This window comes from Nostoc sp. CMAA1605, from assembly GCF_021596505.1.
Lineage (GTDB): Bacteria > Cyanobacteriota > Cyanobacteriia > Cyanobacteriales > Nostocaceae > Trichormus.
Genome location: NZ_PJIZ01000065.1, coordinates 21,355 through 35,751, shown reverse-complemented (window position 1 = coordinate 35,751; position 14,397 = coordinate 21,355). Strand labels below are relative to the sequence as shown.

The following is a 14,397-nucleotide window of genomic DNA, read 5'->3' as shown; positions in this document are numbered from 1 at the left end:
GCCGTTGCATAATTATGTAGAAGGCGGCAACCTCTAACTTGGGAAAATTGTCTTACCTTGAGATACCTACAGACTCTTGTGATCAAATAATCAACATGAAATTTCAACTGTTTTTCGGCTCTTTGTTGTCCCAGCTTAAAATACGTCACTGGTGGTTAGGTGTTTTATTGTGGATAGCTTTAGTCGCACCAGCTCAAGCTTCTGTAATTTTGCGTGTAGCGATTGAGAGGGGAGTCAATCAAACCAAGGTTGGCAGTTCCACAACGGCGATTGTGAAAGATAGTAGTGGGCGGACTTTGGGACAATTGCCTGCGATGAGTGCCTTTTACGCGCAAGCTATACCTGGAGGCGTGGCGTTAGATAAATGGCAATCTGGTTTATTTTGGATTGAACCATCAGGAAAAGGATTTGTGTATATTGGCGATCGCTGGTATCGCGGTAGAACTTTAGTTGTCCCCACCCAAAAAGGTATAGATGTTGTTAACTGGGTGGATTTAGAAGAATATCTTTACAGTGTGATTGGCGGGGAAATGAGTTCTAGCTGGCCACAAGAAGCCCTCAAAGCCCAAGCGATCGCCGCCCGTACCTATGCCCTCTACAAACGAGAACAACAGCGTAAAAACCCCGTTTATGATTTAGGAGATAGTCCTGATCGCTGGCAAATATATAAAGGAGTAAGCAGCGAATCTCCCGCCACCTATAGCGCAGTTGATGGCACAGCTGGACAAGTCTTAACTTATAAAAATAATCTGATTCTCTCAGTATTTCACGCCTGTTCGGGAGGACACACCGAAAACGTAGAAGATGTTTGGGGAAATCCTCTGCCTTATCTGCGGGCGGTGGAAGACTACGATCAAAATATTAAAGAATGCAACTGGCAACAAACCTTTTCACCTGCGGAAATTAGCTCCAGAATTTCTGGAGTTGGGAATGTCCAGCAGATCATTCCCGAAGAGTTGTCACCTTATAAGAGTGTCAAAGCTCTAAAAATAGTCGGAGATCGAGGTACAAAGGTACTGCGCGGCGAAGAAGTTCGTACAGCCCTCAGACTCAGAAGCACTCGCTTCAACGTCAACAAAGCAGCAGACGGTAGTTTTATACTCCAAGGCTTAGGTTTTGGTCATGGTTTAGGCATGAGCCAATGGGGAGCCTATAATTTAGCCCTACGCGGTGCTAACCACCTGCAAATATTAGGACATTATTATCGGGGCGTTTCCCTCACACCGATTAAAGCGAAGTAATGGAATGGGGCATTGGGCATTGGGCATTGGGCATTGGGCATTGGGCATTGGGCATTGGGCATTGGGCATTGGGCATTGGGCATTGGGCATCGGGCATTGGGCATTGGGCATTGGGCATTGGGCATTGGGCATTGGGCATTGGGCATTGGTATAAAATCTACCTTGTCTCCCATTCCCCATTCCCCATTCCCCATTCCCCATTCCCCATTCCCTATTCCCTATTCCCTATTCCCCATTCCCCAATCTCCTCTGCACTTCTTGTTCTAATAAGTCAGTTTCGCTGGTGTAGACTAAATTTTCATTAGTAATGACTGTTTCTGTGGCAAATTGACGGGCGTAGGCAATTTTTTGCTGTAAATCGGCGTTGGGTGCTTCTAATAGTCTGGCTCTGGCGATGCGATCGCTGTTACGACTTGCTATTTTGCGATTGCGTCCTTGTAGCCAAAAATAACGAATCAAAGGTACAGCTAAAAAACCAATACCATACACCAATAAAATCCAGTAAATACCTTGGACAAAAGCAACCAGTCCACCTACCTGAGCCGCCACTGTACCATCTCTTAACAAACTACCTAATATCAACGCACCTACTAGATTAACTACACCCAGACCACCACTGAGCGTAATTTGTCCAGAATCGGCTGCACTAAATCGCCAAGGTAATTCCTCTAGATAAGGTGAGATAAATTCTTGTCGTTGATTGCTGGCTTTTACCTGTAATTCTGGGAAATAATAGACAATTTGTCCTTCAGGACTCACTTTTGGTTGCCCATTAAATTTTAACAGCACAGGCAACATATAATCCTCATATTCCTGTTGATAACTGGCACCCAAATCATCTAAATAAGGGGCGATTTGCTCTGCTGTGACTGCACCTTGGTTACTCCGAATTACGGCGGCTATTTCTTGCCAACGGCGTTCTTCTAAACGCGCATTGGGATTGCCATCCCCAAACAAAAAGGAGAATACAGCCTCAAAAAAATTCATTTGGCCGTTTTGTTGTCTACTACGCCGTTTTTGTTCAGGATAAGTTTCATAATTAGGATTAAAATACCAAAACAAATCAGGAATATAGAAAAATCCCCAACTACCGCTAGAGTTATTGTTACGGTTGTCATTATCATTACTGGAATTCATAGCAGTAATGATTAAAATAATTGTGATAGTAATTAAAGCAATAGAAGCAATGAGAAAAATCCCAAAAGAAATCCTAATTAAGTAAAATAGAACTTTCCATACTTTCTGCCACCATTCCTGCAAGCGTAACTGAAAATATTTATTGCGTAGAATATCGCGAAAATTACGCGGAAACAAGTAAACAATATCACCAGTTTCTGCTACCTGCAAATGTCCACCCGCATCAGTAGCTAAAGCTAGTAAGCCCTGATTTGCTTCTGCTAAATTTAATCCAGCCTGAGTTGCCACATCACCAACAGTGACACGGTAGCCCAGTTTTTCCACAGCCTGCATAACATTGGGATTAGGAGTCACGTCGCTTCGCTCCGAGTTCAAAATTAAAAATTCAAAATTGATTACCCCTTCACATACATTCGGGGCTTGAATTTAAAACTGACTTGTTTTTCTTCTAGTATAAAGTTTGGGCATGGGGCATGGGGCATGGGGCATGGGTCATGGGGTATGGGGCATTGGGCATTGGGATAAGAACTAATGACTAATGACTAATGACTAATAACTATTGACACGTCTTATGGTAAGATTCAGCTTCTATGCTTAGTTCATCAGTAAATTTTCTGTTGGGAATATGGTTCAATACACTCTCGCCCAAAGCCCAGAAATTATCCTCACTGTTGCAGGTAAAGATTCAGCTAAAGCTCGTGATAAAGCAATGGATCAGTTACTGGAACTGATGAACGCTGGCAAATTACCTACAGAATTAGAAGAAGGATTTGGCCCGCAACAATTAATAGAAGTAAAAGAGCCGACGGCTGAGTCTAGTAGTGGTGAAGATGCGATTACTCAAGCTGTACAGGTTCTCAGTAATCTGGCTACACTGAAGCTGAAAGTTCAGGAATCTCGTGCTGAAGCTTTGGAAATTCGTAAAGCTGTTGATGTGCTGTTTTCTGATGAGTCGGTGACGGAAGAAGAGATTACCCGTCTCAAGGAAGGTTTTAAGGTTCTCAAGAATTTTGCTCAAGCCAATTTACGTTATCAAGAAGCACGTAATAAAGCAGAACACGCTAGACAGGTTTTAGATCAGGCTTTAGAGTCACCTGGTGAAACGTCTCATTGAGGGGACTGGGGACAAAAAGAAGGCAGGGGGGCAGGGTGCAGGGAGAAAAGGGGAAATTTTTCTCCCCCATGCCCCCTGCACCCTGCACCAATTCCTCTTCTATTCCCAGTCCCCAGTCCCCAATCCCCAGTCCCCAGTCCCTAATAGAATGCTCGACTTTTGGCGAATAGTTTTGGTGAGAGAGATGAGCGTAAATTTAGCGTAAACACGCTTGTCAGCATTGACATACCATGCCAGAAGTCAATCAAAATCAACATCGTAGTCATTTGGGTGCGGGTTGGTCTTTTCCACTTAGGGTGAATGTCCAAGGGGGTTTGCAACTCAGTGCCAAGGAACGCAACATTGAAGAGTCGATTATGCTCATTCTGCGTACTGATTTGGGTGAGAGGGTTTATCGACCTAATTTTGGTTCACGGTTGTCTGAGTTGACCTTTGCACCGATGAATACTCAAACTTTATTACTGCTGCGCCTACACGTCCAAGAAGCCTTGGAAATGTGGGAACCGCGCATTGTTTTAGATGGTGTTTTTACTGAACCTGATCCTTTACGGGGTCGGGTCAATATTCATATTAAGTATCATCCAAAAGATACTCATGATGCTCGTAGTTTAGTTTTTCCTTTTTATCTGAATGGGGTTAATAGTCAATAGTCAATAGTCAATAGTCATTAGTCATTAGTTATTGATATTTTTCTTCCTTGTCTTCCTTGTCCTCCTAGTCCCCAATCCCCAGTCCCCAGTCCCCAATCCCCAATCCCCAGTCCCCAATCCCTTTTAAAACCAGGTTATATTATCGTGGAATTTGATTTTTTACCGAAGTTACCGAAGTCAAATCTGGACGATCGCACGTTTAAAGATTTGGTTGATGAGTGTGTTTTACGGATTCCTCGCTATTGTCCAGAGTGGACTAACTATAACCCTAGTGATCCAGGAATCACGCTGATTGAGTTATTTGCTTGGTTGACTGACCAAATGCTGTTGCGCTTCAATGAAGTACCGAAGCGCAATTATATTACTTTTTTAGAGTTGCTGGGGGTACGGTTGCAAGCACCTGCTCCCGCTATGGCTGATATTACTTTTTATTTGAGTGCGGCTTTACCTAATACTTATACAATTCCGGCTGGTGTCGAGGTGGCGACGATCCGCACGGAAACTGAAGAGGCGATCGCTTTCACTACAGATCGGCCTTTAATTATTGATAAACCCCAAATTCGCCATTTTCTCTCTGCCCAAACGACGGAAACTTTACCCTCAATTTTACGCGATCGCTTTACTAATATTTGGGCGCAAACGCCTGATGAAAACTGGTACGGCAGGGAATTGTCTTTTTTTGATGAGCAACCCCAGCCTGGTAATAGTTTTTATATCGTGATTGATGGTAGTTGTCAGTGTGAGGGGAATGTTTTAGCACTGCAATTTAAGGGAGAAGCCGCCACTAGCACAGGGATTAATCCTGATGCACCGCCGCGACGTTGGGAAGCTTGGAACGGGATTGAGTGGGTATCAGTTTTACTTCAAGAATCTGATGATAGTACCAAGGGCTTTAGTTTTAGTGAGTTGGCGGCTCAAGGTGCTAATCCCCTGCAAGGTGCAGATGTGGTGTTACATTTACCCCAATCTTGGCCTGTAACCACCTTTACTGCTTTCCAAGGGCGTTGGTTGCGTTGCGTTTACACGACTCCCCAAGCCAATCAGCCGGGGTTTAGTTCATCTCCCCGCATTGTCGGTTTATCGGCGCGCGCTATTGGTGGGACGGTGGGAGCTAGTCAAAGTGAGTTGATTTATGATGAAATTCTAGGGGAAAGTGACGGTACACCAGGACAGACGTTTCAATTACAGCAATTTCCGGTGTTAAATCGTCGGGAAGGTGAACATATAGAAATATTACCTCCAGGCAGTTTATCTTCGCAGATATGGTATGAAGTCAGCGATTTTGCTAATTCTAGTTCTCAGGATAGACACTACACCATTGATTCCCGCACAGGTTTAGTACAGTTTGGCCCTTTAATTCGTGAACCAGCCCAAATTCAGCAGCAGACGGAATGGAGGAGGGGACTGGGGACTGGGGACTGGGGACTGGGGACTGGGAATATCTCCCCGAACGCTAATTCCCAATCCCTCATCCCTCATGTTCAGGAATTAGAGCGACAATATGGGGCTGTACCGCCACGGGGTGCGGTGATTCGGATGGTGGCTTATCGGACGGGGGGAGGACGTAAGGGAAATGTGCAACGGGGGACAATTACTGTCGCCAAGACGGCTGTACCTTATGTAGCCCGTGTGACAAATCATGCACCGGCTCGTAATGGTGCAGATGGGGAATCTTTGGAAGATGCGGTGATTCGTGTGCCGGCGATGCTGCGAACACGCGATCGCGCCGTTACTCCTGAAGATTTTGAAGTGTTGACGCTGCAAGCTGGTGCGGGTGCAGTGGCGCGGGTGCGTTGTTTACCACCGAATGCGACTAAAGAAGCGGGGACAGTCAGGTTATTAGTTGTACCGGCGGCGAATACTGATGCAATTAACCGTGCTGAAGGGATTGAACCAGAACTATTTAATCTGACTCCCCAACTCCGCAATCAGATATTAGCTTATTTAGATGAACGGCGATTATTAGGCGTGCAAGTCAAACTACAAGCACCAGAATATGTGGGTGTTGCGGTGCAAACGGAAGTCGCCTTAGAGCCAGAATACAATCATCCCTCAGCCCAACAAGAAATTTTAGGAAAATTACGCATCGCCCTTTATCGCTTCCTCAATCCCATCACAGGCGGACATGATGGTCAAGGTTGGCCTTTTGGTCGTCCGGTGTATCCTTCCGATATTGTGACCCTATTCCAGAAGTTCCCTGCTGTGCGTTATTTGGGAGTCGTGCAACTATTTGAAATCCGCTACATCAGGGATCACTGGGAGCGATCGCAACCCCAAAATCCTGTCATTGATCCTGGAAATTTGGGATTAATTTGTTCTTGGCAAAATACTGCTTTGCGTTCTGGTCATGTAGTTAACTTGATTCAGTGAAATAAAAAGGCAAAAGGAAATGGTTTCGTTAAGTTTACAGTTAACTCCCATGCAACAACCGGATGCGCTGCAACCATCAACAGCAGCCGCATCTCAAAATACTTCTTTAGTACCGTTTAATTTAGCGACGAATACCAATCTTTCAGGTTGTGATGTCGTTGTTTATCCTAGAGAACCTAGTGAAATATTGTTGCAGTTGGAAAATTTAGGCGATCGCAGTCTCAATTTAAGGGTACAAATCGAAGGAAATTTTCCTAGTGAATGGTGTTCTATTCACACAGAACCCGACAGACAAGGGCCTTTTGTCTTTGATCCAAAAGCACAGATGAGTGTGGTGCTTTGTTTCAACGTTCCAGAGGATTTTTTTGAAAAACAAGCGGCGATTACACTTAATCATCCTTTGATGTTAGATTTTCACTGCCGTATTCACGTTTACTATACAGAACAAGGTACTAATAGACAATTTGTGGAAACTGGGGCGTTAAATTTATATGTACGTCCTCGGAGTTTATATCTAAAATTTATACCTGCACTTTATCGAGAAGTAGACTTTATTGGTCGCTTCTTGAAAATTTTTGAGCAGGCTTTTGAACCCACAGTGCAAACCTTGGATGTGCTTTGGTCATACCTAGACCCTATGACAGCACCCCAGGCTTTATTGCCTTTTTTGGCGCATTGGGTAGCCTGGCCAATTGACCAACGCTGGAGTTTAACAAGACAACGCTTTTTAATTCGTTCGGCTGTAGAACTATATCGTTGGCGTGGAACAAAGCGAGGTTTGAGACTTTATTTACATCTTTATACAGATTTACCCTTAGATGATCATCTGGTTTCAGAAACTGATAAACATATTTGTATTGAGGAAATTCGGGGTGAAGGTTTTGTATTGGGTAACACTCGCATTGGTCAAGATGCAATGATTGGCGGTGGTCGTCCCTATCACTTTATCGTCCGTCTTCGTCCCCAACATCCCAACCAAATCGACGAACAATTAGTCCGTCACATCATCGAACAAGAAAAACCAGCTTTTTGTACTTATGAGTTGTACGTGGAACAGTCAATAGTCAATAGTCAATAGTCAATAGTCAATAGCCAATAGTCATTAGGTAAAAGATTCTACCTTGTCTACCTTATCTCCCCTGCCCCCTGCCCTCTACCTCCCCAGTCCCCACCTATGGAAGAACTCAAACCCCTAGAACGATTACAGGTACAAGATGGTTTATTGATCAATGCTGAAAAATGGCAGCGATCGCATAATTATCACCGTCAACGGCAAAATATTCACTATCAGTCTCTCAATCAGCCAGGAATTGTCTATGGTTTGGGAGTGTGTCTGATTTCTGTACCACAAGGGATTTCTTCACAATATAACGATGGTCGATGGTTGCAAATTCAACCAGGATTAGCAATTGATATTCACGGTAATCCGATTATTGTTCCTCAAGCAATCGATTTTCACGTTTCGGCTGATATTACAGAAGATAAACCTCGTCTGATTTATCTGGTGGTGAGTTATGTAGATCCCGATGATTTACAACGTCAAAAAGTCGCTGAATTTGAACCTGAATCTTTTCGGATTGAAGAAAAAACTACACCACCTCATGCTTTGGAGGTGGAATTGTGTCGGATTGTGTTGCAACCAGGGTTAATCCCTTTAAAAAATCCCCAAGATGTATTTTACCCAGATTTGAATAGTTTAGATTTGCGTTATCGTCCCATAGCGCGATCGCGTCATAGTGCTGTTGTTCGGGTGGCTTATTTACAAACGAATACACCAGAAGTTAGTGATCATTTTGCTAATCTCTGTTATTTACTCAAAGCTAATGAACATCTCACCCAAACCATCCAAGGATTTGGAAGTGTTGATCGTATACCGTTGCACCTACAACATATTGATCAGGCAGTATTTTATGATTTGTTATTTACCACGGGTAATCAACCACTATCTTTAGATCCCCAAGAATTAACTAATCTCAAAAGCTATTTAGATGCTGGCGGTGTATTGTTAGTTGAATCACCAACTGATGCTATAGACAGATTAGACAGTGTAGTTGATATTGCCGACAAATTTAATACACCTTTGGAAGATTTACGCAAACTAGACCGCAATCATCCCATGCGGACAAACCCGTTTTTATTCGCAGCCTTACCAGTGATTAATCAAAAGCCTATTCAAATCTTAATTGCAGGTGGCATTGTTTTAGTTATAGGTGATTTATCTGCCGCTTGGGGAATAGATGAAAAACTCACTTTACCACGAGAAACTATTCGCACTGCCCAAGAATTAGGAATTAATATCTTATATTTTGCTTGGTCAAGAAAGCAAATGACTCAATTACAAAAACAATTTATTTCTCCCTCAGCCAATACACCATCTACACCCACTAAACCCAATGCTTTACAAAACGTTTTCAACAAACTAGAGGAATAAATTAAGCCACAATTCCAAACAAAAACATACACTTTAAACCAATATAAGACTCCTATTTAATTTTTGCGAAACGAGGTAAACTCTTATTTCTTCTCACTCATTCCTTATCCCCTAAATACTCACTCAAAATCCAAAACTCAGCACCGGCTAAACGCCGTGCTACCGCTAACACCACTCACCACGGGCTAAACGCCCCGCTTCCGCTAACAGCACTCAAAACTCAGCACTCAGCACTCATCACTCCCCATATGGCTATTAAACTCATCCACGCCAAGATTTCCGTTAAAAAAGTTACCTTCAAACCAGGCGGACAACCAGCATCATTTGAAGTGAATGTTGTGAATGACAGCAATCAATTTGCATCATTCCAACTAGAAATTACTGCGGCTGGTGGTAACTCAAATTTAGGAACTAATTGGTATAATATTACGCCTGCTGTTAGTGCCAAAAACCCACCAGGAGATAGTGTAAATTTCCATGTGACGATCACCGATACACCCATTGTCGGTTTTATCGGTAAGATTAACTTGATAGTGCGGGTATTTTCTGTAGAATTACGAGAAGAAGATAGGCAAATTCTGCGGTTAGATGTCGAAGCCGGAATTGGTGCTGTACCTGTACAAGTTGAGTTACCTATTCGAGAGTTTACCACCCAGCCACAAGAGTCAATTGAAATTCCAGTTCGTGTTTTTAATCCTAGTCAAATACCTACAACTGTCTCTCTAAGAATGATCGGATTAGAACCGACATGGTTATTAGGTAATGAGACGAAATTATTACCAGTTTCTCCTGGTGAGAAAGCAGAAACTTATTTTTCTTGTCAACTACCAATTCCTATAGAAGTTCCCAGCCGGACATATACTTTTAAAATTGAAGCTAGCCATCCTAATGCTACATCTTCCCTAAGTTCTGAAGGTAAAATTAAAGTCGTGCCTGGGGGATTTGTCGATTTTCATTGTATACCAGAAAAGCAACAGATTCCGGCTGATGCGCTTTGGCTACCACAATGGAAAAATAATTCCGCAACTTATACCCTGGAATGTCACAATATCAGCAATTTAACCCAAACTGCACATATTGAGATTCGAGATGGTCATGAAAAGCAACCTAAATGTACTTTCAATATTCAACCGGAAAGTCTACTATTAAACCCAGGTGAAACCCAGCAATTACAAATTATTATCACTAATCGTAGACATTGGTTTGGGCTAGAAAAAAAATTATCTTTTATAGTTAAATCTATCGTATCAGATCAGCGTGTTAATATTAATAATGAAAATTTATTTATTCGGTTAATTATTCATCCAGTTTTACATCCTGTTCTGCAATTAATTTTAGCACTTTTATTGTTACTTTTACTTTGGGCAGTTTCCTGGCTAAATCCGAATAACCCCTTATTTGGACATCATGAACCTGTAAATTTTGTGCAGTTTAACGGTACAGCAGATAAAGCTGTGAGTGGTTCTCAAGACCAAAGTATTATTAGATGGACTGTGGCTGGATTTCGCAATCCTTTTATTAATCAACATGATGGCAAAATTGCTAATAATATAGGTAAATCAGTACGAGTTGTCCGTTATAAACCTGTAGATAATGATATAGTTGCAGCAGGTTTAGAGAACGGCGAAATTCAACTTTTTGATGTGATAAGAGATAGAAAAGAGCCTAAATTAACCTTCTTATTTAATCCAGCAGATAGAGTCCTCAATTTAGAATTTAGCGAAGATTCTCACTACTTATTTAGCGCGCATGGTAGTGGCTGGATTTTAAAATGGGATATCAATGATGCACTATTAGGTAATCCTGAAAATCTCAACCAACCAACGAAAAAGCAAAAGGTAGACTTTTCAGCTTATGGTTTAGCACTGGTGGGGAAAGATAAACAAGATTTAGTAATTGGCGGTAGATATAACAATTTAGCAATTTGGAATTCTCGTGAGGATAAATTAAGAAAAATTTCCTACACTAACCCAGGTAGTCAAAATGATTATATTGTGGGTTTAGTCAGTGCTGAATACAAACCAGATTTATTAGCAGTTGCTGATACGAGAGGACAGATTACTTTATGGAATATGCAGTCATGCCTCAGTCAAAATAGTAGCCAATGTGAACTAATTGATCAATGGAATGATGGACATAAAGGTAAACCTGTACGTTCAGTAGCATTAAGTAGGGATGGTTGTTATTTAGTCAGTGGTGGTGATGATAGTCGGGTGATGTTATGGCCTCTAACAAAAGATGGGAGACGCGCTTTACCAAATGGTAAAGAAGTGCGTACTAATTCTAAAAAATTTAATAGTGTTGATATCAAAATCGTAAGAAACCGTATTTTAATTATTAGCGGCAACGATGATCATCGGGTGCGTTTAGATGTAATCACTCCAGATAATAGTTATTGTAAGAGTTAGGGGATTGGGTATTGGGGACTAACTAAATTCAAAATTCAAAATTCAAAATTGAAGAATGACTGGGAATTGGGGATTGGGAAGAGGAGACAAGGTAGGAGAGGAGAAAAACTAATGACTAATGACTAATAACTAATAACTAATGACTATTGACTATTGACCAATTTTTAATATCATGACTTTAACAAATTCTCGTAATAGAAATACTAAACTTGGCTTGAGTATGGCGGATATATTAACTCTGCCGACTCAACAACGAAAACTCGTGCAGTGGATGCTAAAGAATAAACCTGATGGGGCTACTTTAGCTGAAGCAGCTTATCATTTAGATTTAAATCAGCAAGCAACTCTTAATATCTTAGACGAGTTACTTGACCAAGATTTTATTCAAACTGTTCTTACCCATGATGATGATCTGAAATATCGTGTATATCTTGCACCAAAACAGGGAATTCAACAAGAACAAATTCAGCAAGTTTTAGCACCTGGTAGTCCTTTAGCGATTATTTTCAACCCTTCAGGAGATTATGCTGTACAGGCGGGTTCTCGGTTTGAAATTCATATTACAGTTACTAATAAAGGTGCAGAAAGTGCATTAATTAATGTTTTTATTGATGATTTATCGCCGCAGTTGATTCAATGGTGTGATGCACCTCATCAAAGGTTGGCATTGAGTCCTAATTCCATAGGTGAGGTGCTATTTGAATTTAATGTCCCGATAACGGCGATTCCTAGCACCTATAACTATGTGATAGTTGTAGATGCGCCGGAACATTACCCAGAGGATACGCCTATCCGTCACACGGCGAAACTCCAGGTACTACCAGCAATTGAAACGGTTGTTAGAGTTAGTGACCCTACTTTTAATGTTATCCCGGCAAGTAGTTCGCGATCGCCTGCACCAATTCCCCCTGGCGGTATCTTGCAACTTAGCGTTAATGTCCACAACCGTTCTGATAGGGTAGATAGGTTTCGTCTGACTTGTTCTGACTGCGACGATAATTGGTACACTATCCGCTATCCCGAAGGTTTGGAAACAGCAGGGTTAATTATTCCCAATATGGGTTTGAATCTCAACCCTGGGGAAACTGGACAAATTTTACTGCAATTCCACCCCCCATTAGGGGTAACGGCGGGAATTTACTATCCGACTTTGCGTTTATACTCTGCTAACAATCCTGATTTGGTACTGTTAGATGTGGTGTATGTGCAGGTTCTACCTTCCTATTTGCTGAATGCAGAACTGTTGACGGTGGTGGGAAGGGTACGCCGCAAAGCCGGAGTCTTTGAAATTAGGTTAACCAACGCAGGTAACACCGTCCGAGAAATTGTCTGTACACCAGTCCCCGCAGACGAAGATAAAATTTGTACTTACGTCACCACTCCCCCTGTATTGCTGGTATTACCAGGAGAAAAAGCTATTTCCCAAGTGACAATCACACCTGTAAGATGGTGGTCACGACCAATATTTGGTGCAGGACGCTTACTTAACTTTCGCATTGAATTAGTAGACCAACAACAATTTCCCTTACCTAACCCTTCCCTTCCAGGGACAGTGATTTGGGAAGCGCGTCCTTGGTGGCAATTATTACTGTTTATACTAACGGTGTTAGGCAGTATCGCCGCGATCGCCTTTCTGCTATGGTTGCTATTAAAACCCCCCGCATCCCCAAAAATCGCCCGTTTCCAATCTTCCGATGCTTCCTATCAACAAGCTAATAACGGCAATATTCGCTTAAACTGGCAAATTCGCTATCCTAAAACATTGCAAACATTGACTATTACCGGAGTCTTTGCCGATGGTTCAGTAGCGGTACAACCGGTAGTTTATAACTTTAATGGAAAAATCCCCACAGAACTTAAATCATATTGTCAGTTACAAAACACATTAACTTGTGCCAATATCCCCACCGATGCGCGGAAACCAGGAGACTATATTTTTGAGTTGCAAGCATTTAGCAGCAAAAATCCTGAAGAAGCCGTAGATACAATTAAGACTAATACTATCAAAATTATTCCCATGCCTCCGGCAAAAATACTCGAATTTGCTGCCGCTAAACCCACCTATCAAGAAGTACCAGTAACCTTAAAAACTGGTAAACAAATTAGTGCTGACACAATTCGATTAAATTGGAAAATTAGCGATTTAGATAAGATTAATAAAATTCAAATAATTGGGCGATCGCCGGAAGGTGTAGTTAATAGTGAATTGCAAACTTATCAATTTAATCAAGGGGAAATTCCCGACACATTACAACCGTTTTGTCGCAACGAACAAAATCAATTAACCTGCCGTAGCGTCCCCACCAAAAACAGTACCATTGGTAACTATATTTTTGAAATACAAATATTTGCCAAAACCGATACTGACAAACCAAGCATCTCGCAAAAAACAGATGTCATTAAAGTCCAACCCTTACCCAGCCAAATTGTCGAATTCAAAATTAACGGTAGTGAACCCCTCCCCAAATATCAAATTCCCATCGACACCCAAAGTAAAACCAAACAAGCAATTAACTTCAGTTGGAAAGTAGAAGGTAGCAGCGAAATGACAACAGAATTGTTACCCGCACCTGGTAACATTCCCCGCAATGGAACGATAGTTTACCCCATCAATAATCAACCAGGTAGTGAAACCATTATCCTCCAAGCTACCAGTCCCACCGGCGAAAAAATCAGTCGTTCAGTCACCATTGAAACCTTTGCACTACCCATCCCAACACCGAACCCCAACCAACCCCAACTCCCCCAACTCCCAAGCACACAACCCACACCCCCAGTCATTCCCCCACCCCCAACCGCACAAAATCAACCAAACACCCCAGGAAATAGTAATACCCCTGGTTCAACATCCCCATCATCCACACCCCTTCCCACATCACCCACCCCCTCCCAACCAGGAAAACTCTCACCCTTAGAACTACCCCCAGGATTTGATTAAAAGGCAAAAGGAAAAAGAAAGAAATTAAATCGCTGCTAACTAAACTCTCTCCTACTCCTTTGCGTCTTTGCGCCTTTGCGCGAGATAAAAAAAGGAAAAAGGAAAAAG

The 14,397-nt window shown here is 42.1% G+C and carries 10 protein-coding genes; 8 read left to right on the top strand and 2 right to left on the bottom strand.

The window, feature by feature from the left end:
* The first annotated feature begins 95 nt into the window (after positions 1-95).
* Complete coding sequence (locus CV014_RS20065; protein WP_236143642.1) at positions 96-1,241, top strand: SpoIID/LytB domain-containing protein; 1,146 nt, start codon at positions 96-98, stop codon at positions 1,239-1,241.
* Here the strand turns inward: CV014_RS20065 and CV014_RS20060 are convergent.
* Both CV014_RS20060 and CV014_RS20055 read right to left on the bottom strand, forming a co-directional pair.
* On the bottom strand, positions 1,202-1,435 hold the full coding sequence (locus CV014_RS20060; RefSeq protein ID WP_236143641.1) for a hypothetical protein: 234 nt from the start codon (positions 1,433-1,435) through the stop codon (positions 1,202-1,204). The genes CV014_RS20065 and CV014_RS20060 overlap by 40 nt on opposite strands.
* Positions 1,436-1,466: 31 nt before the next feature.
* Positions 1,467-2,732 (bottom strand): hypothetical protein, encoded by a 1,266-nt coding sequence (locus tag CV014_RS20055; RefSeq protein WP_236143640.1) that lies wholly within the window; start codon positions 2,730-2,732, stop codon positions 1,467-1,469.
* Positions 2,733-3,003: 271 nt separating this feature from the next.
* Here CV014_RS20055 and CV014_RS20050 point away from each other — a divergent pair, with 271 nt between their 5' ends.
* From CV014_RS20050 to CV014_RS20020, 7 genes are all read left to right on the top strand, one after another.
* The gene (locus tag CV014_RS20050; protein WP_103140131.1) at positions 3,004-3,492 is read left to right on the top strand and encodes a hypothetical protein; all 489 of its coding nucleotides are present in this window, start codon (positions 3,004-3,006) and stop codon (positions 3,490-3,492) included.
* Between the two features lie 230 nt (positions 3,493-3,722).
* The gene (locus CV014_RS20045) at positions 3,723-4,142 is read left to right on the top strand and encodes a GPW/gp25 family protein (RefSeq protein WP_236143639.1); all 420 of its coding nucleotides are present in this window, start codon (positions 3,723-3,725) and stop codon (positions 4,140-4,142) included.
* Between the two features lie 144 nt (positions 4,143-4,286).
* On the top strand, positions 4,287-6,512 hold the full coding sequence (locus tag CV014_RS20040; protein WP_236143638.1) for a putative baseplate assembly protein: 2,226 nt from the start codon (positions 4,287-4,289) through the stop codon (positions 6,510-6,512).
* Between the two features lie 19 nt (positions 6,513-6,531).
* On the top strand, positions 6,532-7,590 hold the full coding sequence (locus CV014_RS20035; protein WP_236143637.1) for a phage tail protein: 1,059 nt from the start codon (positions 6,532-6,534) through the stop codon (positions 7,588-7,590).
* 96 nt (positions 7,591-7,686) lie between these two features.
* The gene (locus CV014_RS20030) at positions 7,687-8,943 is read left to right on the top strand and encodes a DUF4159 domain-containing protein (protein WP_236143636.1); all 1,257 of its coding nucleotides are present in this window, start codon (positions 7,687-7,689) and stop codon (positions 8,941-8,943) included.
* Positions 8,944-9,191: 248 nt separating this feature from the next.
* Entirely contained in the window at positions 9,192-11,351 is a 2,160-nt protein-coding gene (locus CV014_RS20025; protein WP_236143635.1) for a hypothetical protein, read from the top strand.
* Positions 11,352-11,523: 172 nt separating this feature from the next.
* Positions 11,524-14,289, top strand: a complete 2,766-nt coding sequence (locus tag CV014_RS20020) for a COG1470 family protein (RefSeq protein ID WP_236143634.1) — start codon at positions 11,524-11,526, stop codon at positions 14,287-14,289.
* Positions 14,290-14,397 lie beyond the last annotated feature (108 nt).